We start from the raw sequence: 20,012 nt of genomic DNA, 5'->3' as shown, positions 1-20,012 counted from the left end.
TCCTCTGGGTCGTTCACGACTTTAATCTTGTTCGTGCTAGCTAAAGGTCCAGCACTGACAGTTGCAAGTTTAGACTGCGTGAACACTTTGTGAAGATTCACTAAGGAAAAAATAAAGCCGCTGCACGTGGCAGCGGCTTTGAAACTTGTCGAAACTGACTGAAAAATCAGTTGATGGTTTGCAGATAGGCAATCAGGTCTGCCCGATCCTGCGGCTTTTTCAGACCGGCAAAGCTCATGGAGGTGCCCGAGATATAGGCGCTCGGACGTGTCAGGAAGGCATCCAGAGCCTCAGGTGTCCAGTTGCCACCATGGGCCTGCATCGCTGCAGAGTAACCGGTGAAGCCTTTGGCCGCAGCTACAGGACGATCAACGATCGCATAAAGATATGGACCTGTGCCATTCGCGCCGTCTTCCAGTTTATGACATGCGGTGCACTTGCGGAAAACCTTGGCACCTTTCTCGGGATCGGCTGCGGCCAGCATTTCCTCAAAGACGACTTCTTCGCCGTCAGCGCTCTCGCCAGAGCTTTCGGTTTCGATGATATAGGCGGCTTCGGCGCCATGCCCGCCCGCATAATAGAGAACGTCGGCTCCCCATTTTGCCAGAAGGAGCACCAGGAAGGTGCCGAACAGGCCAGCGGCGGCCTTGGTAACTGTCATCGTGTCGAACATTGATCGCTTGTCCATTTCAGCTGTCTGCGGGGTGTCTAAGGCTTCCCCTTGCAAGAGGCAAGGTATAGACACCGCGACTAAACGCCCAAATCAAGAACTTGTTGCATGGAATCGACCAAATGACCAAACGCATCGCATTTCAGGGTGAGCCCGGCGCCTATAGTCACGAGGCATGCAGCAATGCGCGCCCCGATATGGAAGCCCTTCCGTGCCGCACATTCGAGGACGTGATCGAATCAGTACGCTCCGGTGAAGCCGAGCTTGCGATGTTGCCCGTCGAAAACACGACCTACGGCCGGGTTGCCGATATCCACAGGCTGCTGCCACATAGCGGGCTGCATATTATCGATGAGGCTTTTGTTCGGGTTCATATCAACCTGCTTGGCGTACCGGGTGCAAAGCTTGAAGACATTACCGAAGCGCATTCTCATCTGGTGTTGCTGCCGCAATGCGCGGGTTTTCTGGCAAAACACGGCATTCGAGGTCGGGTAAGCCCTGACAATGCCCGAGCCGCCCGAGAAGTGGCAGAAGCAGGCGACAAGCATTCAGCTGCTCTGGCAAGTGAACTGGCCGGAGAAATCTATGGGCTGAATGTACTGGCCCGCCATATTGAGGATCAGGGCGATAATACCACTCGCTTTCTTGTCATGTCGCGGCAGGCTGACGAATCGCGCCGTGGCGAGCATGGCATGATCACGAGCTTCGTTTTCCAGGTCCGAAACATTCCGGCTGCCCTGTACAAAGCGATGGGCGGGTTTGCCACCAACGGGATCAACATGACCAAGCTGGAAAGCTACATGGTCGATGGGTCCTTCACCGCCACTCAGTTCTACGCCGATATAGTCGGGCATCCTGAAGACCGGAACGTTAAGCTGGCAATGGATGAGCTGGAACACTTCACGACCAATGTCGAGATTTTGGGCGTCTACCCTGCCGCACAACCGCGTGGGTAGTAGATTCGCCTCTACTCCAAATGCAAACTGAACTCGGACCGGCGCAGTCCGCTGCGCCAGACCTCCAGTATGGATTGCACATTGGCAACCACTCCGTCTTCGGATTGGATTTCCAGATCATAGATCCGTTTCTGATGGATTGATTTCTGATCCATTTCAGCGCTACCCAACGGACGGTCACCCCGCTTCAATTCTCGCTCGTTCAGAACCGGTACTGAACAATGCACCGCGACGAAAAACACATCATGTGGTTCGAACAGCTCTACCAGGGTTTCTATCCAGCCGTCGGTGTCCAGTATGTGTTCCAGAATCAGGTTGTTCCCAGCAGCTGCATAAGATGCCAGCGATTGATGAAACCCCGCGAAAAAGCGCGGCCTCTCCTCGCTCCAGTCAAACTCTCCACTTTGAAATCGATCCCGCGGCAACACTCCGGCATCCCGTAGATGGTCGATCGAGATGTGCCAGAAGGGTTTTTCTATTCTTTGCTGCAGTGCGCGGGCGATTGTGCTTTTACCGCTGCTGGATGCCCCATGGAGAAAGATGATCTGCGACATAACAAGTCTTCCTCTCGTTCACATCCGGTTGGCACCGCTTCCAGAACTATCTGAGACGAAATGCCTTTGAGATCGCCCCGTCTGACACGCGATAGTCCCTGAACCCCATAGCTTCGTAGTAGTTCAGGCCCTCAGGGTTATTTGCGCCAATTGTAGCGTCAATGGCCTCAAGGTTGTTGGCCCGCGCAGCTGCATGAGTGCGCTCGAACAGTTGCCTTCCAATGCCACGCCGCGCTGCAGTTGGTCTGATGTGGGTTCCGATCACACCCCAACCGACAGGCGCGCCATAAGGATTATCTTCAATCGCCAGAATCAGCGCCTGAAATCCGAGGATGTTGCCATCTTCATCTTCGGCAACGGTGCACTGCAAATTATTTGAGTGGGTAATGTAGTGCGCCCGAGCAAACTCTGAATCGCTTGCTGATTGCCGTTTCCCTGCCGCCACAAGCTCTTGCAAAACAGAAGCAATACCTTCCGCGTCTGCTTCATTTGCATTTCGGAATGTCAAAGGGCTCATCATATCCTCGCTCTGAATAAGAACGTATCGCAGACCTCACGCACCGTGCAGGTGTCGTTCCTCCAGCTCTCTGGCGAACTCACCTAACCGAAGTTGAAATTGCCGACGAAAGCGTGATTTTCCGAGTTTCAGGGACTGAAGCAACAAACGTGCAGGCAAAGACTTTGCAGTTAGCGCAATCTCCATACTCATACGCGTTCTGCGTTGCGACAAGGCAAGAAACTCGATCGTCGTCAGACCGTTCAGACCCTTACTGGTTGTTTCAAACTTCATCACTTCGGGACGCGCGAACTCGCTCATCAAAACCGAAACCTGACGGGGTTTACCACGCACCTTGATTTCCGTTTCCCAAAGCGTGCCAATAGAGACCGGCGAATGCTCGTCCACCCGGCGCACCTCGATCCCGCGTCGCATAGCCATGCGCTCAAAACGTTCGAAATCGGAGACCATTTCAAACACCCGATCAATAGGCGCTTCGATGTCTTCACGAGCTGAAAATTGCATGTTGGTCTTTGCTTCTCTTGCCTGTGAACCAGTGTTTCCTCAGTCCAGTGTATCCGCAAGCCAGTTTTGCAACAGAAAATGCGCAATGGCACCCTTGCGCGCTGGCAAAAGCAACGGATGCTCACCGGCAAAGGCCTGCATCATTTCGGACTTGCTTACCCACATGGCGTCTTCGATTTCAACAGGATCAATCTTAATATCGCGTGACAAGGCCTCACCGGCGCATCCGAACATCAAAGATGCCGGAAATGGCCAGGGTTGGCTGGCCAGATAGCTGACCGCACCTACCGGAACGCCGGCTTCTTCCATGACCTCACGTCTTACCGCAGCTTCCAATGTCTCGCCTGGCTCCACGAACCCGGCAAGCAGCGAGTACATCCCCTCGGGCCATCCCGGAGAGCGCCCCATAAGGACGGAATCCCCATGTGTTATCAACATAATAACAACAGGGTCGGTACGTGGAAAATGCTGGCCTTCACACGAGGGGCAACTCCGCTGCCATCCAGCTTGCGAGACTTCGCTTTGTGCGCCACATCTGGCACAGAACCGGTGAGTCTCATGCCATCCGATCACAGCCTTGGCCGTCGCAGCCAGTTCGGCATCCCGCGGCGAAAGGCGTGTCATGATGCGACGCAGTTCGGCAAATACATACCCATCCGACAAATCCGGATGCTGTTGTTCGGTTCGATCAACAAACTCGCCGACACCGGATAAATCCAGCCCCTCGGCAGCCCATTCCGAGATATCCATGGCGAACATGGGCAAGTCCGCTTCAGACAGCCCAAGGAAAACCGGCGTTTCGATCGCACCACCCGGACCCTTCTGAACCAGGTCATGCGTCATCGGGACGAAAGCCAAACTGTTCAACGCTTCGCCACAAACCAAGATCTTTCCCCGCCAAAGCAGCAAACAGCACGCCGACGGGTCGTTCTGAGCATCAGCAAGTCTCTGCGCATCGCTTCGGATAAGTGCCGCCCGGTCAAGACCCGAACCTCCAAAAGTCACCTGTTCAGCGCGTTTCATTCTGGCCCCTCAGCTTTTCGCCAAGGGGTGCCACGGCTTCGGCTCCAGAGCAATGGATATTCGTAGTCCCAAAAAATCAGACATACTCTCGAATAACCGTATGGTTGCTCAAGTATTTACATGTATTCTACTTTTTAGTGCAAACGTTCACTCAATCACCACCAAAAGAAGACAAATTGATCAAGAGTAAAGTTCCTCGCCGAAGCCAGAATCAAACGATCTGTGGGCGCATTCAGATTCTGGCGACATCGGATCTTCATATGAACCTGGCCAGCTTCGACTATTATGCTGATCGCCCAGACCCTGCGGTCGGATTTACTCGAACAGCGACACTTATCCGTATGGCACAGCAACAAGTCAGAGAGAGTGGCGCTCTGACATTGCTGTTCGACAATGGCGATTCTCTGCAAGGGACTCCGTTTGGCGAATGGGCGGCAGAGGAGAAGGGTTCGGAACACCCTTTGATGAAGGCCTTTGGTCTGTTGGGTTATGATGCCATCGGACTCGGCAATCATGATTTCAGCTTTGGCTTGCTCGCGCTAGACAGCATTCTCTCTCAGGCACCCTGCCCTGTGGTTTGCAGCAATATGAAATACAGCACGGGCGACCAGAGCTGGCAAGAATACGCGGTCTTGCGGCGCTCTCTCACAGTCGCCAACCGGGAGTTTCCAATTCAGATCGGAGTATTGTCCGTATTGCCACCGCAAACTGCGCAATGGGAGGCGCATCGCCTGATGGATCAGGTGACAGTGGCCGACATCATGTCATCTGCGCGCAGAACTGCATCCCGGCTACGTCAAATGGGGTGTGATCTGGTCATCGCGCTGGCCCATTCCGGATTGGGACAGTCCGATGCTGCCACGGGGTTGGAAAATGCTGTGATCCCGATGGCCGCGATTGATGAAATAGATGCGATCATCGCTGGCCATACGCATCTGACCTTACCCGGGAAAAACCATGACGAACTGGAGCATGTCGAAAATCACATCGGTCGAATCCATGGCAAACCTGTTGTCATGCCGGGTTTCGCCGGCTCGCACCTGGGCATCATCGATGTTGCCGTCGAACGTGAGCCTTCCGGTCGCTGGCGCATCGTAGACAGCTCAAGCCAGTTGCAGCCAATATGTCCTGCCAATGAGAACTTACCTGTTCCGGAAGACACTGAATTAAAGAAGGTGGTTTCGCACGGACACGCGCATACCAGAGCACGTATGGCCGAGTCAGTAGGGCAGACGTCCAAGCCTCTACACAGCTTTTTCAGCTATTGTGCGCATGATCGGGGGCTGGCCTTGGTTGCCGCGGCACAGGCCGCTGCTCTGCGGCCATTCTTGTCCGGAACCAAGTTTGCCACCCTTCCTGTTTTGTCCGCGACAGCACCTTCAAAATTCGGAGGACGCGCTGGCCCTAATCACTATACACATGTGCCGGCAGGTGAAATTTCGATGAGGCATGTGGCAGACCTGCACGTATTTCCGAATGAGCTTCGAGCCATATGTGTCAGTGGGGCCCAACTGCTTGACTGGATCGAGATGTCTGCCGGGATCTTCAATCAGCTCGATAAAAGTCATGAGGCTGAGCTGAATGATCCGCGCCGGGCAGGGCACAACTTCGACGTATTGCACGGCGTGTCATACGAGATCGATTTGTCGCAACCCGCCCGCTTCGGCGCGAGTGGTCAATTGATCAATCCCGCGAATTCTCGAATCTGCAACTTGCGACATCTCGGCAGTCCGGTGGAGCAGGAGCAGGAATTTATCGTAGCGCTCAACAACTATAGAGTCAGCGGAGGCGGGCATTTTCCGTTTCCTGAGCGTGTGGAAACCATCAAGCTTCCTCCATTGCGAATACAGGATATCTTGCGTGACTATCTATCCGGAAAACTGCCTGCTGATCCTCTGGAGAAGGCTCCACGCCCCTTTTCGTTCACCGGCCAGCCGGGATCGCTGGCAATCTTCAGAACCGGGCCGGGCGCCGCGGATTATCTACAAGAACTGGCAGAATACGAACCGCAAATTCTCGATCAGGACCCTGATGGATTTCTCAGGATCAGACTAAGCCTGTGATGGGTTGTCATTGCACTGCCAAATCCCTATATCGGGCTTCGAGAGGTTGGCGCGGGCGAGCGCCTCGCCAACCTGGTCAGGTCCGGAAGGAAGCAGCCACAACGAGTCCCGCTTGGGTCGATGTCCAGCCTCTCACTTACCGCCAATTCGGCGATCAATCCGCAGCCAAAGGAGGGCTTTGATGATTGTAGTACAAATCCCTCAGGCAGTGCGGCGCTGATCTAGCGGACACTTCCGACTGCCTGAACACATCACCCACGGATGCGCGTGCGCCATCTGTGCGGCTTGCTGTTTCTGAACACAGGCAGATCAATGTCCCTTACACTATCGGACCTCGGATGGTCCTCTCACTTTGCCGCGCAATATGCGGCTGATCCAACATACACTCCCTATCGCGTGAGCGCAGTTCACCGTGACCGTCTGATCGGAATGCATCCTGACGGCGAAGCAACATTGCTAAGTAACAACCAATCTACTGGTGATTTTGCTGTCGGTGATTGGGTTTTGGTCGATAAACACATGCGTATCCAACGACTGCCAGACAGGCGCAGCCTGCTAAAACGCCGGGCCGCAGGCACCGGTGCTGGAATCCAGTTGATTGCGGCCAACGTCGACGTTCTGTTCATCGTCAGTTCCTGTAACGCAGACTTTAACCTGCCTCGACTGGAACGATACTTGGCACTTGCACATCAGGCTGGTTGTTATCCAGTGATCGTACTGACCAAGGCAGACACGTGCGATGATCCGAAAGACTATGTTTCACGCGCAGAATCACTGGCACTCTTTCTGACGGTTGTGCCAGTGAATGCCCATGATGACGATGACGTGCGACAGGTCCTGAATTGGTGTCCAAAAGGGCAAACTGCGGCTCTGATCGGCTCATCAGGTGTAGGTAAAACCACACTGACTAACGCTATGACTGGCGCAAACGAAGCCACCGCGGAGATACGTGAAGATGATGCCCGTGGACGACACACGACGACCTCGCGCGAGCTGCACCAGATGCGTAACGGCGGTTGGCTGATCGACACCCCCGGTATGCGCGCCCTGCGTCTGCTGGATGCTCAAGAAGGGGTCGATGAAGTATTCTCGGATATCGTCGAACTTGCCGAAACCTGTCGCTTTGCGGATTGCAACCACGAAACCGAACCGGGTTGCGCGATCCAAGAAGCCATCAGCGCCGGCGAGCTCGACCCGGCGCGTCTAGAGCGATGGAGGAAGCTGCGACGCGAGGATCGGCGTAACTCTGAAACAATTGCTCAGTCGCGCGCACGTGACAAAGCCTTTGGGAAAATGGTGCGATCCGTGATGCAGGATAAGAAATCACGCAAACGGTTCTGAAGGAAAGGGCGCCGCCATGCGGTGCCCTACCTCAGGCTATCAACCGGGGCCAAACCGCAGAGTTGCGACGGGCAAACGCCCCGATGTGCCCCACACCCTTGAGGCCAAAATCGCCGGGCTTCAACAGGTGACGTCTGGCTGCAGGCCCGTAGGCATCTGCAAGTCGCCAAACTGCCTCCGGCGGCACCATCTCATCATCCTCAAATGTAAGAAAGTCGACGGGCGCACCTGAACGCGACCAATCCGCTTCGGGCAGGGTAACTCCGGTCTCAGGCAAATAGCTTTGAGGCGCGGTACACCATTTTCGCCACTGCCAATACACTTTTGGCGGCAGGTCAGCACCAAAACCAACCAACTTACCCGGCAGATATCCCTTCAGGCGAACGATCAGGGGAGCGTGACCATACCAGAACAACATAGCCAATGCACGATATGGCCAGGGATGATCGGATACGGTCACCAGTCCCGAGCAGACACAAATCATCCGGTCAATCTGTTCGATTTCCGGCTGGACCGGACCCAACATCCCGCCAACCGAATGACCAATAACCCAGAGCTTGGCATCCGGAAATCTTCTGCGCATCTCAGCACGGGCAGCTGGCATATCGACAAGAGCCCAATCGGCCATATTCACGTCGCTGTCCTGCAAGCGCCCTGAAAGGGAATGGCCAAAATCGCGGTAGTCGTATGTCAGGCAGGCAATACCCTGTTCGACAGCCAGCCACTGTGCAAAATGCCTGTAGTAATCGCGTGGTACGCCAGTGGCGCTGTTCAGAACCACAACTGTTTCAGGCTCGGTTGCAGGCAGGAACAGACGGGCAGACAGCATCGCCGAACCAGCCGGAAACTGAAAATCCTCGATGAGCGCATTCTGCTGGCTGTCCAACATTGCATCCTCCAACCAAATCTAGACCAATCAGTCTAATGATTCCATCTGGACCATTTGGTCTAGTGCTGTCAATATCGATGAAAGATGACCAAACGTCCGCTACCAACCCGAGATCGCCTGATCCAGACCGCCGCCGAGCTGTTCCAGCGCTCGGGGTACAACGGCGTTGGGTTGTCCGAATTGCTGGCAGAGGCGCAGGCCCCCAAAGGCTCGCTTTACCATCATTTTCCAAAGGGAAAGTCCGATCTGGCCCTTGCTGCGGCAAGCTGGGCGTCAGACGGAATGCTGGAACTGATTGCGGTCTCTTTCAAAGACGCACGCGACTTTCGCGATGGTATTGAAACCCTGTGCCACAAGATCGCAAAGCTCTTTGACAAATCCGGTCGCTGGGAGACCTGCCCTATATCCGCCACCCTGTTCGAGGGGCCGGAGAACCAACTTTTCAGGGATCACGCATACCGCCTGTACGAAAGCTGGATTGCGCAGGTCCGCGGGCATGCCGAACGCTTTGGCGTCGATCATCCTCAGGAAACCGCCGATACACTGTTCATTATGCTTCAGGGCGGATGGCAACTGGCCCGCGCGCGTCGAAATTCGGATGTATTGCGCAACCTGCCGAGGTTTCTGCCCGCCAACGTTCTCTGAAGCGTACTGAACGCGGCGGAATGCAGCTTGACTCAAGCCGACCACAAGCATTAGCGGTTAGGCGATGGTTCTCGTATCGGACTGGTACGGGATGAAAAGGGAACACGGTGCGGTCCTGCCCGAAACGTTGGAATGGACCTATGCCGCGACTGCCCCCGCAACTGTAGGCGGAGAGCAATGCCGAAATGCCACTGGCCAATTGGCTGGGAAGGTCGGCGAAGCGATGACCCGCAAGTCAGGAGACCTGCCATCGGAACTGAAACCGAAACTCGGGCGGGGTGTCCGGGCAGGGTCTGACCGCATTGCGTAGTCCAGCCTGTACCAAGCCCCCGTCTCACGCGCGGAGGGCGCAACATGATCTGGAAGACCGAGACACACGAATTTACGGCTACAGTTTGCCAACGGACAGGCAAAACCTGCCCCGCGCTGGCCAGGATGGCCCGTGCTATGGCGCAGGCCATGACAACAGCTGGACCAGTAGCAACGCGAGAATTCGAAATCGAAGGCAGCAGCGAGCTGACCCACTGCCCGGATGGTTGCACCGCCCGCTTTCGCGCGGGACCTGATCAGATCAGGTTTTTTTGCGGTTCAGATACGTCCGTCGAGACCAACGCGCTGGATGAATATGCAGACATGATGTTTGGCTCAGCAAATACCGCTTTGCCTTCCAGCATTCTATCCAGTCCACCATATGCGCTACTTGAGGCCAATGCGCTCGTCCCAAGGCAAAATGTCGATATCAGCCAGCACGCGGCTGCATGATTCAGTGCTCGAGCTGCGGCTGAGCTGCCGATGTCGCCCAGTTTAGCTGATCATCAGTTTCAACTGCACATGGCCGCACCTTGCGTAACCTCTGGAGTGCGTTTTCGGGTCTTTCACCGCATTCGATCATCAGTCGAAGCACAATCATCCCCGATCGTCCGCAGCCACCGCGGCAATGAACCAGTACCCGTCCTCCGCCCGAGAGTGCATGTCGAGCTGCCGCGCTGGTCTCGGTCCACAGCTCATTGATTTCTGGTGACGGTGCACCGAAGTCGGTCACTGGCAAATGCGCCCATCGACTGGCCCGACTTTGAATATCGCTGCCGAAATCACCTGCACCCAGTTGCACCATCTCGGCCTCAGTTGTCATCGAAATGACAAGACCTGGCTTCCAGTTCGCTATCAGATCCAGATCGCCGGAATAGTCGCCGTCGTTGCCGGGTATCGACGTCAGCGCGAGCGTGCCATTTCCAACCTGCAGGGCATAGATCACCAGCTGAGACACAAATTACTCCTCCCAAGAAATGACATGCAACAGAACTCAGTTTTTCGAAATCGGTCCGGCCAGCTTATGCGCATCGGCTGGTATTCCCAAACGAAATTCGTGCCTGTGCGCTGTGGACGTAAGCCGCGGGGACAACTACGCTGCATCCTTGATACGAATCCGCCAGAGCAGACATGACCGACACACCCAGCCCCGCCTATCAGGTTCTAGCCCGAAAATACCGCCCGGAAACCTTTGCTGATCTCGTCGGCCAGGATGCCATGGTGCGCACGCTGAAAAACGCGTTCGAGGCCGACCGGATCGCGCAGGCCTTTATCATGACCGGCATTCGCGGAACGGGCAAAACGACCACCGCGCGGATCATTGCAAAGGGCATGAACTGTATTGGTCCCGATGGCAATGGCGGACCAACGACTGAACCTTGCGGGAAATGCGAACATTGCGTTGCGATCATGGAAGGCCGCCATGTCGACGTGATGGAAATGGACGCCGCAAGTCGGACCGGCGTCAATGATATCCGGGAAATCATCGACAGCGTGCGCTACCGCGCCGCCAGTGCCCGCTACAAGATTTACATCATCGACGAAGTTCACATGCTTTCGACCAGCGCATTCAACGCGCTGCTCAAGACGCTCGAGGAACCACCCGAGCACGTAAAGTTCATCTTTGCGACGACCGAAATTCGCAAGGTCCCGGTCACCGTTCTTTCCCGGTGTCAGCGCTTCGATCTGAGGCGTATCGAGCCAGAAGACATGATTGGCCTGCTGAAAAAAATTGCCGGGTCAGAAAACGCTCAGATCGCCGAAGATGCGCTGGCCTTGATCACCCGCGCTGCAGAAGGTTCCGCGCGCGATGCGACGTCACTACTGGATCAGGCGATTTCGCACGGCGCTGGCGAAACCAGTGCGGATCAGGTTCGTGCAATGCTGGGCCTTGCGGATCGTGGACGGGTTCTTGATCTGATTGATATGATCCTGCGCGGCGACGCGGCAAGTGCACTGACTGAGCTTGGCGCCCAATACGCCGAAGGCGCGGATCCGCTGGCGGTTCTGAGGGATCTGGCCGAGATCACCCACTGGGTTTCCGTGGTTAAAATCACCCCGGACGCGGCAGAAGACCCAACCGTTTCGCCAGACGAACGCGCACGTGGCCAGCAAATGGCCGAAGCCCTTCCGATGCGGGTGCTGACGCGCATGTGGCAAATGTTGTTGAAAGCGCTCGAGGAAGTTGCTGCCGCGCCCAATGCGATGATGGCAGCGGAGATGGCCGTCATCCGTCTGACCCATGTTGCCGACCTGCCAAGCCCGGAAGAATTGATCAAACGGCTGCAGGATGCTCCTCCACCGCCAGTTGGTGGGCCGGGTGGTGGCGTACCAGTGCCGAGCAACGGTGCCCCGGTTGCGCAAACACACACCCCCGCGACACCAGCCTATGCATCGCCGCCGCGTGGCAACGGCGGCGCGCCTTCAGCCGCGTTGGCGCAGGATGTTCAGGCCGCGCTGGCACGCTATCCGAGCTTCGAGCATGTGGTCGAACTGATCCGGTCGAACCGGGATGTCAAATTGCTGGTCGAGGTGGAAAATGGGGTTCGGCTGGTATCCTACCAACCGGGCCGAATAGAATTCACTCCGGCGCCACAAGCACCTGCCGATCTTGCCGCCAGGCTAGGATCGTCTCTGCAACGCTGGACCGGCAATCGCTGGGCTGTTTCCATTGTATCCGACGGCGAGGCGCCAACAATCGCCGAATTGAGGGATGCTGCAGAACTGGCTCTGAAATCAGAGGCAGAGGCGCACCCTCTGGTGCAGGCGGTTCTTGCACAATTTCCCAAGGCGAAGATCACCAAGATCGAAACCCCCGAACAACGCGCAGCTCAGGTCGAAACCGAGGCACTGCCCGAGGTCGAAGACGAATGGGATCCGTTCGAGGAAGATTGAGACCCGGCCCTGCTATTCGCAAGCAACAGAGCCCATTGTCCTGCAAAAGGCCTTAACAATGGGCGAGAGGCGCGCTGGCCTCTTGTGTCGCTCAGTCGGCATCCGTATTTAGGCGTCAAACCGATTTACAGGAGATTACCGATGCTCAAAGGACTCGGCGGCCTTGGCGGTCTGGGCGACATGGCCAAGATGATGAAATCCGCGCAGGATCTGCAGACCAAGATGACCGAAATGCAGGAAGAGCTGAACAACATCATGGTTGTTGGTGAATCCGGCGCCGGCCTGGTGAAGGCGACCGCTTCTGCCAAGGGTGAGCTGAAAGGTCTGGACATCGACCCGTCCATCTTTAACGGCGACGACAAGGAAGTAGTCGAGGATCTGATCCTGGCCGCGATCAAAGACGCTCAATCCAAAGCGACCGAGCGTTCTCAGGAAGAAATGAGCAAGCTGACCGAAAGCATGGGTTTGCCCGCAGACATCAAGCTGCCGTTCTGATAGACACTCCTGACGACCCAAAGGCCGGGCACCCCTGCCCGGCCCTTTTGCAGGAGCGCAAGCCGTGAGCTCGAACAGCGACATCGACAATCTGATCGACCTGATGGCGAAACTGCCGGGCCTCGGGCCACGCTCGGCCCGGCGTGCAGTCCTGCATCTGATCCGCAAACGCGCCCTTCTGCTCACCCCCCTCTCGGACGCGATGCAACAAGTGGCCGTCACTGCGCGTGAATGCCTGAATTGCGGCAATGTGGGCACCACAGATATCTGTGATATCTGCGACAGCGAAGACCGCGCGACCGGAGAACTCTGTGTGGTCGAGGACGTCGCCGACCTTTGGGCGATGGAGCGAGCCGGAGTGTTTAAAGGCCGCTATCATGTGCTGGGAGGCACGCTGTCGGCATTGGACGGCGTAGGCCCGGACGAGCTGCGCATTCCCCGCCTCAAGGACCGGGTTCTGGCCGAGGGGATTTCCGAAGTCATTCTGGCGCTGAACGCCACCGTAGATGGCCAGACCACCGCCCACTACATCGCGGACCAATTGGAGGGTCAGGTGCGCCTGACTTCACTGGCACAGGGTGTACCGATTGGCGGAGAGCTGGATTATCTGGATGACGGGACGATTACGGCAGCGCTGAGGGCGCGGAAGGAGCTGTAGGCACCTTTTAACTCTTCACCCCTGTTCACAACCTTTCTTCAGCTCTAACAATCAGTAGAAATAAACTATTTTCGGAAACGTAAAACACTGGAAATACAATAGTTAAGCCCTTAGCATTCCTCGAAACAGTAATCGCTCGAGGCACCTTTTGCTTATTCCGTTTTCCGACCCAATCTGGTCTCGGCTGTATGGCCCTTACGGCATTCAAGAGGTGGCTGGTGTATTGGCCAAACTGGACAAATCCTGGGACGAGGATATCGCCAAAGACTTGTTCTGGGAAAAGTTGCACCATCAGGAAGACTTATATCCCGTCACATTTGCCGCTTTCCCATGGTTGTGGAGGTTCTCAGGTAGAGAATCCCATAAAAACACCGACATCCTGGACTTTCTTTCGTTCACAATGAAATGCGCGAGATCTTCATTGGAAGACGATGGCGCGACCGGGACCGAGGGAAAATTCCGGGGTCTGTCCCTTAGCTTGAGTGACCACCAAAAAAGTTGGATACCTGAGCATTGCCACATGACCAATGAGGACATGGGCACACTGGCCGCGCTGGAAGATTGGTATTCTGCAAATTGCGGCGATATCGCGAACATATGTGTGGATGCGGTTGATGGAAACAACGACTACCTCGATGCAATTCTATCCGTAGGCTATGCAAGTCTTCACGGTGGCGACGCAGCCGCCGGTCTAATAATCGGTTGGGCGGACAAACTCGAACCGGAAGAGATATTGGAGTATTCTCCTTTACAGTCATGGGATGTGTCGGCGCTTTCGGCGCTTTCTAAATTACTTAGATCAAAGAACGACAGGTTAGCAGGCTTTCTTGATGAAACTGTGGGCCCGCATCTAACCTGCGAAAAAACAGAGAGATTTTTATGAAAAACCGCCTTTTCGCCCTCACCTTCGCCGCCTTCACCGCAACTTCTGCACTTTCACAAGAACTCATCGACAAGGGATTTGTCGAAGGCTGGAACATCATGATGGATCCCGCGCTTGGGAACGGGTGCCTGATCCAGACGATCTATCAGGATCTCTCGGTGGTGCGCTTGGGCTATGACGCACTGGACAATCGCGGATATTTCACCGTCTACAACAAGGCCTGGGGCGATATTGAGCCGGGGCAGAGCTACCCGATCCGGTTCGAGTTGGACGGTAAGAGCTTTGACGCCACCGCCATCGGATTCAAACAGGATCGTGTGCCGGGCGCGACGGTATTCTTCACCGACCGGAGTTTCGTCAATGCGATTGCGCAGAACAAGACGATGACCGTTTTCAACCCGGCGGGTGAACGTGTGATGGCAATCGACCTCAAAGGGACAGCCAAGGCGCTGGACTACGCACGCGACTGCCAAAACAAGAAGCTTTAACGAATCGGATCGAACAACGCGTCCTTGGCCGTGCAGTCGCGGATGACATCGCGGCCGCAGGGTACCGGCTCAAGGTCGCGCGAGAGGCATAGACGGACCTCTTCGATATAGCCTTGCTTACAGGTGATCGTGATCATATCGCGCTCCAAACCCGGGTTGGATTTCAGAAACGCGTCCTCGACGACCGATGCCGGAAGTTTGACCGACGTGTCCAGCTGACGGAACACGGGCGGGCGTTCAACGCCCAGATAGGCCTGACGAGACAGGGCAAAATAGTCGGGCGCGCTGAGACCCGAGCAGGTGCCGTGTTTCTTCCACTGATGCCAGGCAAGACCGGAACTGCCCTGAATGTCTTCCATTTCCCGCGTCATGCGCCGGGTTGGCGGCGCCTCGGGCGTGCGACAGAACGCAGGCCAGCCTTGGTGGTATTGCGGCCAGAGACCGTGCAGGATCCAACCGTGATCATGCCGGTCGTCGCATTGATCAGATCCTCGCGCGTCCCCTTCACGGGCGCACCAGTTGGGTGACCAGCTCAGCGACAGGACATAGTAGTCGAACTCACCAGCCTTTTCGCCATCTGCCAGCGCAGACATTGCGCTGAACGCCCCCAAAATGAGCCCGCAAAACACCTGACGCATTCGCCTCTTCCCTTCTTGCCTTGGCGCGACTATATACAGCCCAAGTTCCCCGACAACGGAAACCTGCCCCAAAACCACGGGGCCGCCGAATTCCGGCGACGGGACAGATGTATTTATAGGAGACGGGCTGATGGCAAAACCGCTTATGGCCAAGGCAACAGCCGTATGGCTGGTGGACAACACCACGATCAGCTTCAAGCAGATCGCGGATTTCGTGGGCATGCACGAGCTTGAAGTGCAGGGCATTGCCGATGGCGACGTCGCCGCTGGCGTTAAAGGGTTTGACCCGATCGCCAACAACCAGCTGACGCAGGAAGAGATCGACTCTGCGCAGGGCAACCCGCTGCACAAGCTGAAACTCAAGTTCAACCCGTCGGCCGCCGGTGAAGAAAAGCGTCGTGGCCCGCGTTATACCCCGTTGTCCAAGCGTCAGGACCGTCCGAACTCGATCCTGTGGCTGGTCAAGTTCCACCCGGAACTGAGCGACGGTCAGATCGCCAAGTTGGTAGGCACAACCAAGCCGACCATCCAGTCGATCCGTGAGCGCACACATTGGAACATCGCCAATATGCAGCCCATCGATCCGGTCGCTCTGGGTCTGTGTAAGCAGTCCGAACTGGACGCGGTTGTTCAAAAGGCTGCTGCCAAGAAAGCTGCCGAAGGTGGCGTGATGAGCGATGATGAGCGTCGTCGTCTGGTATCCACCGAGCAATCGCTCGAGATGGATGCAGCGCCGAAAATCCCGACTGCAATCGAAGGTCTGGAGACATTCTCGTTGTCTGAGGACAGTGACGAAGAGCAAAAAGACGATGAACCGATCATCGATGCCGACAGCTTCTTCAACCTGCCCAAAGGCGGCGGCGAAGAAGACGAAGAAGACGATCTGCGCAACTAACGCGTTATGTGGCTCTGATCTTTCCAGGTCGGAGCCATTTTTTTCACAGGATTGCCATGCTGAACATTCTGTCTGCGATCTTTGGCCCGCATCGCGCCGTTTCGATCTATGCATTCGTCAAGACCAAGGGGCTTGCCATAGCTGGCGGTCTGGGATTGATCGTAATCGCGGTTAGTTTGCTGGTGCTGAATGATGACGGCAAGCATGAACATGATGCATTCATGACCGTCGATGTTCTCACAGCCACTCCGATCAACGGTGATCTCAAGAATGGTGTCATTGCATCGGTCAGGCTGCCGGACGGCACAGCAACTTCGATAACCGCCACCGAAGCACCCATTGCGCAAACGGTTGGAACCAGCGCCTGTATCGAAAAACGGGTCTACGTTGAAAGCGGCGAACCCCGCTATCGGTTCAAACTGCCGCGTTATTGCGAAGCGAGCTAAGTCAAAACCGCTACAAATGAAGAACGCCCGGCGCATCCGCCGGGCGTTCTTTTACTCTCAGATCATCTGGAACAGAATTCCGGCCACGATCGCGCCAGAGATACCCAGCCCTAGATAGGTCGCAAACACCCGAGGTTTGACCAGGGACCAGACCGCGGCCATTGCCGGGATGGAGCTGACAGCGCCTGCCACCATGAAGGACATAGCAGCACCTGCACTCATGCCCTGTTCCATCAGACCAGCCAGCAAGGGCGGCGCGACATAGGAGTTGAGGTAAGCAGGCATCCCAACCAGCGCAGCGATCACGATTGGAACAAGGCCTTCACCTCCGACAACTCTCGCGATCAGATCCGCCGGAACGTAGCTGACAAGCAGAGCTTCAAGAACATAGGCCAGTGCAAGCCATTTGAGCAGGAACAGTCCGTTGTGCACAAACTCACTCCGGAAACGTGCGCGACGTTCGGGTTCTTGCCAAAACTTCCAGTGTGGTTTGTCATCCTTTTTCGGACCACAGCCGCAACAACCGGCAGGTTTGTACACGCGCAGCGGCTGGGCAAAGGCACCCTGACGCATCAGAAAGCGCACGACAAATCCGCCAAACAATCCCAATGCTACCGCCGCGATTGCTTTGCCAATTGCAAACGGCCACCCCAGTGCACCAGCGGTGATGAGCAAGGTTGGCGGGTCAATCAAAGGTGAACTGAGCCAAAAGGCCATAACAGCAGACAACGGCGCCCCTAGCGCAAGTAAGCCGGCGATGAACGGAATGACTTCACAGGAACAGAACGGTGCGAGCCCGCCAAAAAGAGCAGCCAGGAAAATCATCCGCGTTTCCCGTCCCTCAAAAGCCCGCGCGACCATAACCTCGGCGCCGGTGGCCTTGAGGTAAGAGAGTAGCAGTACGGCAAACAGAATATACTGACCCGTATGTGCCAGTGCCTTGCCCGCAAAGATCACAACCCCGGTCCAGTTGCCGGGATCAAGAACTGCTACTGCAGCAAGGATTGCGACGATCAATGCCCAAGGTGTCTTGAGCAGATCCAGGACACTCTTAGACATCGCTTTTGGGTTTTGCGTTAAGTCAGCCATCGTTTGCGGCCTTTCCCACTTCGTCGGCGCAGCATTCGCTCAGGATGAACTGTGCCAGATTTCTCAGTTCGTCAAAGCAGGCACGGTTGATCGTGCTGCGTCCGACTTTTTCTTGTTCGACAACACCACCTGCCGCCAAGAACCGCAGATGATGTGCCAATGTTGATGGTGCGATACCCGTTCGGCTTTGGATCTCGCCGACGGTCAGGCCCGTTTGCCCGGCACGTACCAGTGTCTTGAGGACCTGCAGCCTGGCTTCTGAACCCATGGCCGAAAATCCCGCGGCGGCTGTTTCCCACATTGCCTTTCTCCATTAAACTAGATTTCTGGTTTAATAGTTATTTTAAATTCCAATGTCAACGAACCGCTCAAAGATTTCTCAGACTTTCGGGTTAAGTCCAGATTGCCCCCAACATAAGTCCACCCTATAACGAGGCATGGGGATCTCGGTCGATACATTCTTTCTAAAGCCTGATGGTCAAGGCACCTTGCAGGCGCAAATCCAACAGATGATAGCCGAAGGCATCTTGTCAGGTCGCTTTCATGTAGGTGAAAAGCTGCCCTCGTCACGAAAACTGGCGGCACATCTGGGTGTCAGCAGGATCACCGTCACCTTGGCTTATACCGAGCTGCTGGCTAACGACTATCTGACCGCCAAGGGACGGTCCGGGTACTATGTTTCCCAAAATGCGCCGGTACCTCCCAAGTACACGCCGTTGCAACGCGGTGAAGAAACAGTCGACTGGACCAGAACACTGGCCCGTCAGTTTTCTGACGGCGATGTCTTGTCCAAGCCGTTGGATTGGCGCGACTATCGTTATCCGTTCATCTACGGCCAAGCAGACCGGAGCCTGTTCGATCATGCCAACTGGCGCCTTTGCGCCGTGCGGGCACTGGGTCACAAAGATTTCGATTCACTGACCGGGGACTACGTGGATCAGGATGATCCATTGTTGGTTGAGTTCATCGCCCGGCACACGTTGCCAAGACGTGGAATTGCCGCCCGGCCCGAAGAAATCCTGATCACGTTGGGCGCACAAAACGCGCTCTGGCTTGCGTCCCGGATTCTGCTGGATCGCGGTCGCAAAGCGGCAATTGAGGATCCCTGTTACTATGCTTTGCGCGAGTTGTTGCACCGGTCGAATTGCGAAACGACCGCGTTGCGTGTGGACAAGGACGGGTTGCCGCCGGATGATATCCCGGATGGAACTGACGTCATTTTCACCACGCCCAGCCATCAGTGCCCTACCACATCGACCATGCCTGTAGACCGCAGACACGACTTGCTGAAACGTGCGCGCGATCTGGACGCAATGATTGTCGAAGACGACTATGAATTTGAGATGGCCTTTTTGGGCGCCCCCTCGCCGGCATTGAAATCACTCGACCGGGATGGTCGGGTGATCTACGTGGGCAGCTTCTCAAAGTCACTGTTTCCCGGATTGCGGTTGGGCTACATGGTTGGTTCCGAGCCATTCATTCGTGAAGCCAGAGCGCTACGGTCGCTGGTTCTGCGCCATCCTCCGGGCCACATTCAACGGACAGCTGCCTATTTCTTGTCCCTCGGTCACTACGATGCACAGATTCGCCGTATGTCCAAAGCGCTGCTGGAAAGGCGTAAAACAATCGAAGAAGCCATAGCAGAGCACAAGCTGACGGTTGCAGGTCGGGGTGTCTTTGGTGGTTCTTCGATCTGGATGAAAGCGCCTGAGCACATAGACACAACGCGACTTGCCAAAACCCTGCAGAAACAGAGCGTTCATATCGAACCAGGTGAGCCTTTTTTCTCAGGCCCGAACAAGCCAGCGAACTTCTATCGGCTGGGATATTCCTCGATAGCGCCCGATCGTATCTACCCCGGAATCAAACAGATCGCATCGGCCATTCGCTCAGCATAAGTCCAACTCTGGATATATCCCGCCGCTCCGACTGGCCCTAACCCCGCGCGCACCCATCGGTCAAAACCGACTCCAAGCCAAGGCAGTACGCCTGAGAGCTTCCACTTTAGCTTGGAGAGCATCCCGATGAAGATGACGACAGAAGAGGCCTTTGTT

At 55.8% G+C, this 20,012-nt stretch carries 23 protein-coding genes, 1 other RNA gene and 1 riboswitch; of the genes, 14 read left to right on the top strand and 10 right to left on the bottom strand.

What is annotated here, in order from left to right; genetic code table 11:
- Nucleotides 1-166: 166 nt before the first annotated feature.
- Nucleotides 167-688: a cytochrome c family protein gene (locus tag E1297_RS22255; protein WP_244327851.1), complete on the bottom strand. Its 522-nt coding sequence runs from the start codon at nt 686-688 to the stop codon at nt 167-169.
- A gap of 104 nt (nt 689-792) precedes the next feature.
- On the opposite strand from E1297_RS22255, the gene E1297_RS22250 reads away from it, so the two are divergent.
- Nucleotides 793-1,626, top strand: a complete 834-nt coding sequence (locus E1297_RS22250) for a prephenate dehydratase (RefSeq protein WP_155142387.1) — start codon at nt 793-795, stop codon at nt 1,624-1,626.
- An 11-nt stretch (nt 1,627-1,637) separates the two neighbouring features.
- Here the strand turns inward: E1297_RS22250 and E1297_RS22245 are convergent, their stop codons facing one another.
- The 4 genes from E1297_RS22245 to nudC are packed head-to-tail and all read right to left on the bottom strand — an operon-like array spanning nt 1,638 to nt 4,224.
- Entirely contained in the window at nt 1,638-2,180 is a 543-nt protein-coding gene (locus E1297_RS22245) for a chloramphenicol phosphotransferase CPT family protein (protein WP_155142385.1), read from the bottom strand.
- Between the two features lie 46 nt (nt 2,181-2,226).
- On the bottom strand, nt 2,227-2,697 hold the full coding sequence (locus E1297_RS22240; RefSeq protein WP_155142454.1) for a GNAT family N-acetyltransferase: 471 nt from the start codon (nt 2,695-2,697) through the stop codon (nt 2,227-2,229).
- 36 nt (nt 2,698-2,733) lie between these two features.
- On the bottom strand, nt 2,734-3,201 hold the full coding sequence (locus tag E1297_RS22235; RefSeq protein ID WP_155142383.1) for an SRPBCC family protein: 468 nt from the start codon (nt 3,199-3,201) through the stop codon (nt 2,734-2,736).
- Between the two features lie 39 nt (nt 3,202-3,240).
- Nucleotides 3,241-4,224 carry an NAD(+) diphosphatase gene (gene nudC / locus E1297_RS22230; protein WP_155142381.1) on the bottom strand — a complete coding sequence of 328 codons (984 nt, stop codon included), beginning with the start codon at nt 4,222-4,224 and terminating at the stop codon, nt 3,241-3,243.
- A 104-nt stretch (nt 4,225-4,328) separates the two neighbouring features.
- On the opposite strand from nudC, the gene E1297_RS22225 reads away from it, so the two are divergent.
- The 3 genes from E1297_RS22225 to rsgA all read left to right on the top strand — a co-directional run bounded on the left by E1297_RS22225 (nt 4,329) and on the right by rsgA (nt 7,628).
- Nucleotides 4,329-6,287 (top strand): bifunctional 2',3'-cyclic-nucleotide 2'-phosphodiesterase/3'-nucleotidase, encoded by a 1,959-nt coding sequence (locus E1297_RS22225; RefSeq protein ID WP_209015933.1) that lies wholly within the window; start codon nt 4,329-4,331, stop codon nt 6,285-6,287.
- A 39-nt stretch (nt 6,288-6,326) separates the two neighbouring features.
- Nucleotides 6,327-6,425, top strand: an RNA gene (ffs, locus tag E1297_RS22220) — signal recognition particle sRNA small type.
- A gap of 174 nt (nt 6,426-6,599) precedes the next feature.
- Nucleotides 6,600-7,628 (top strand): ribosome small subunit-dependent GTPase A, encoded by a 1,029-nt coding sequence (gene rsgA / locus E1297_RS22215; RefSeq protein WP_155142379.1) that lies wholly within the window; start codon nt 6,600-6,602, stop codon nt 7,626-7,628.
- Nucleotides 7,629-7,659: 31 nt separating this feature from the next.
- On the opposite strand, the gene E1297_RS22210 is transcribed toward rsgA, so the two are convergent.
- Entirely contained in the window at nt 7,660-8,517 is an 858-nt protein-coding gene (locus E1297_RS22210) for an alpha/beta fold hydrolase (protein WP_155142377.1), read from the bottom strand.
- Between the two features lie 84 nt (nt 8,518-8,601).
- Here E1297_RS22210 and E1297_RS22205 point away from each other — a divergent pair, with 84 nt between their 5' ends.
- The gene (locus tag E1297_RS22205; RefSeq protein ID WP_155142375.1) at nt 8,602-9,162 is read left to right on the top strand and encodes a TetR/AcrR family transcriptional regulator; all 561 of its coding nucleotides are present in this window, start codon (nt 8,602-8,604) and stop codon (nt 9,160-9,162) included.
- A 48-nt stretch (nt 9,163-9,210) separates the two neighbouring features.
- Nucleotides 9,211-9,429, top strand: a riboswitch (cobalamin riboswitch).
- Between the two features lie 87 nt (nt 9,430-9,516).
- Entirely contained in the window at nt 9,517-9,924 is a 408-nt protein-coding gene (locus tag E1297_RS22200; RefSeq protein WP_155142373.1) for a hypothetical protein, read from the top strand.
- 1 nt (nt 9,925) lies between these two features.
- Here E1297_RS22200 and E1297_RS22195 read toward each other — a convergent pair whose 3' ends face one another.
- Complete coding sequence (locus tag E1297_RS22195; RefSeq protein WP_209015931.1) at nt 9,926-10,429, bottom strand: protein-tyrosine phosphatase family protein; 504 nt, start codon at nt 10,427-10,429, stop codon at nt 9,926-9,928.
- A 173-nt stretch (nt 10,430-10,602) separates the two neighbouring features.
- Between E1297_RS22195 and E1297_RS22190 the strand changes: the two genes are divergently transcribed.
- The 5 genes from E1297_RS22190 (at nt 10,603) to E1297_RS22170 (ending at nt 14,890) form a co-directional block, all read left to right on the top strand.
- Nucleotides 10,603-12,366: a DNA polymerase III subunit gamma/tau gene (locus E1297_RS22190; RefSeq protein WP_155142371.1), complete on the top strand. Its 1,764-nt coding sequence runs from the start codon at nt 10,603-10,605 to the stop codon at nt 12,364-12,366.
- Nucleotides 12,367-12,507: 141 nt separating this feature from the next.
- Nucleotides 12,508-12,861: a YbaB/EbfC family nucleoid-associated protein gene (locus tag E1297_RS22185; RefSeq protein ID WP_155142368.1), complete on the top strand. Its 354-nt coding sequence runs from the start codon at nt 12,508-12,510 to the stop codon at nt 12,859-12,861.
- Nucleotides 12,862-12,925: 64 nt separating this feature from the next.
- Entirely contained in the window at nt 12,926-13,519 is a 594-nt protein-coding gene (gene recR, locus E1297_RS22180; RefSeq protein ID WP_368669643.1) for a recombination mediator RecR, read from the top strand.
- Between the two features lie 223 nt (nt 13,520-13,742).
- Nucleotides 13,743-14,402, top strand: a complete 660-nt coding sequence (locus E1297_RS22175; RefSeq protein WP_155142366.1) for a hypothetical protein — start codon at nt 13,743-13,745, stop codon at nt 14,400-14,402.
- Nucleotides 14,399-14,890 (top strand): hypothetical protein, encoded by a 492-nt coding sequence (locus E1297_RS22170; protein ID WP_155142364.1) that lies wholly within the window; start codon nt 14,399-14,401, stop codon nt 14,888-14,890. The genes E1297_RS22175 and E1297_RS22170 overlap by 4 nt, the downstream gene beginning before the upstream one ends.
- Here the strand turns inward: E1297_RS22170 and E1297_RS22165 are convergent.
- Nucleotides 14,887-15,528, bottom strand: coding sequence for a ribonuclease T2 (locus tag E1297_RS22165; protein ID WP_155142362.1), 642 nt, complete (start codon nt 15,526-15,528; stop codon nt 14,887-14,889). The genes E1297_RS22170 and E1297_RS22165 overlap by 4 nt on opposite strands.
- Nucleotides 15,529-15,655: 127 nt before the next feature.
- Here E1297_RS22165 and E1297_RS22160 point away from each other — a divergent pair, with 127 nt between their 5' ends.
- The gene (locus E1297_RS22160) at nt 15,656-16,423 is read left to right on the top strand and encodes a DUF1013 domain-containing protein (RefSeq protein ID WP_244327854.1); all 768 of its coding nucleotides are present in this window, start codon (nt 15,656-15,658) and stop codon (nt 16,421-16,423) included.
- A gap of 56 nt (nt 16,424-16,479) precedes the next feature.
- Entirely contained in the window at nt 16,480-16,869 is a 390-nt protein-coding gene (locus E1297_RS22155; RefSeq protein ID WP_155142357.1) for a hypothetical protein, read from the top strand.
- 57 nt (nt 16,870-16,926) lie between these two features.
- Here E1297_RS22155 and E1297_RS22150 read toward each other — a convergent pair whose 3' ends face one another.
- Entirely contained in the window at nt 16,927-17,928 is a 1,002-nt protein-coding gene (locus tag E1297_RS22150) for a permease (protein ID WP_244327850.1), read from the bottom strand.
- A gap of 22 nt (nt 17,929-17,950) precedes the next feature.
- Complete coding sequence (locus E1297_RS22145) at nt 17,951-18,259, bottom strand: helix-turn-helix transcriptional regulator (protein ID WP_155142353.1); 309 nt, start codon at nt 18,257-18,259, stop codon at nt 17,951-17,953.
- 136 nt (nt 18,260-18,395) lie between these two features.
- On the opposite strand from E1297_RS22145, the gene E1297_RS22140 reads away from it, so the two are divergent.
- Nucleotides 18,396-19,856: a PLP-dependent aminotransferase family protein gene (locus E1297_RS22140; RefSeq protein WP_155142351.1), complete on the top strand. Its 1,461-nt coding sequence runs from the start codon at nt 18,396-18,398 to the stop codon at nt 19,854-19,856.
- Nucleotides 19,857-20,012 lie beyond the last annotated feature (156 nt).

This window comes from Roseibium sp. RKSG952, assembly GCF_009711355.1.
The sequence above is the reverse complement of the archived record's forward strand: the minus strand, read 5'-3'. Positions and strand labels throughout refer to the sequence as shown.

Bases quoted from the DNA above. Each gene is read 5' to 3' on its own strand.
- E1297_RS22255 (WP_244327851.1), bottom strand. From the start codon at position 688: ATGGACAAGCGATCAATGTTCGACACGATGACAGTTACCAAGGCCGCC.
- E1297_RS22250 (WP_155142387.1), top strand. From the start codon at position 793: ATGACCAAACGCATCGCATTTCAGGGTGAGCCCGGCGCCTATAGTCAC.
- E1297_RS22245 (WP_155142385.1), bottom strand. From the start codon at position 2,180: ATGTCGCAGATCATCTTTCTCCATGGGGCATCCAGCAGCGGTAAAAGC.
- E1297_RS22240 (WP_155142454.1), bottom strand. From the start codon at position 2,697: ATGAGCCCTTTGACATTCCGAAATGCAAATGAAGCAGACGCGGAAGGT.
- E1297_RS22235 (WP_155142383.1), bottom strand. From the start codon at position 3,201: ATGCAATTTTCAGCTCGTGAAGACATCGAAGCGCCTATTGATCGGGTG.
- nudC (WP_155142381.1), bottom strand. From the start codon at position 4,224: ATGAAACGCGCTGAACAGGTGACTTTTGGAGGTTCGGGTCTTGACCGG.
- rsgA (WP_155142379.1), top strand. From the start codon at position 6,600: ATGTCCCTTACACTATCGGACCTCGGATGGTCCTCTCACTTTGCCGCG.
- E1297_RS22210 (WP_155142377.1), bottom strand. From the start codon at position 8,517: ATGTTGGACAGCCAGCAGAATGCGCTCATCGAGGATTTTCAGTTTCCG.
- E1297_RS22205 (WP_155142375.1), top strand. From the start codon at position 8,602: ATGACCAAACGTCCGCTACCAACCCGAGATCGCCTGATCCAGACCGCC.
- E1297_RS22200 (WP_155142373.1), top strand. From the start codon at position 9,517: ATGATCTGGAAGACCGAGACACACGAATTTACGGCTACAGTTTGCCAA.
- E1297_RS22190 (WP_155142371.1), top strand. From the start codon at position 10,603: ATGACCGACACACCCAGCCCCGCCTATCAGGTTCTAGCCCGAAAATAC.
- E1297_RS22185 (WP_155142368.1), top strand. From the start codon at position 12,508: ATGCTCAAAGGACTCGGCGGCCTTGGCGGTCTGGGCGACATGGCCAAG.
- E1297_RS22170 (WP_155142364.1), top strand. From the start codon at position 14,399: ATGAAAAACCGCCTTTTCGCCCTCACCTTCGCCGCCTTCACCGCAACT.
- E1297_RS22165 (WP_155142362.1), bottom strand. From the start codon at position 15,528: ATGCGTCAGGTGTTTTGCGGGCTCATTTTGGGGGCGTTCAGCGCAATG.
- E1297_RS22155 (WP_155142357.1), top strand. From the start codon at position 16,480: ATGCTGAACATTCTGTCTGCGATCTTTGGCCCGCATCGCGCCGTTTCG.
- E1297_RS22150 (WP_244327850.1), bottom strand. From the start codon at position 17,928: ATGTCTAAGAGTGTCCTGGATCTGCTCAAGACACCTTGGGCATTGATC.
- E1297_RS22145 (WP_155142353.1), bottom strand. From the start codon at position 18,259: ATGTGGGAAACAGCCGCCGCGGGATTTTCGGCCATGGGTTCAGAAGCC.
- E1297_RS22140 (WP_155142351.1), top strand. From the start codon at position 18,396: ATGGGGATCTCGGTCGATACATTCTTTCTAAAGCCTGATGGTCAAGGC.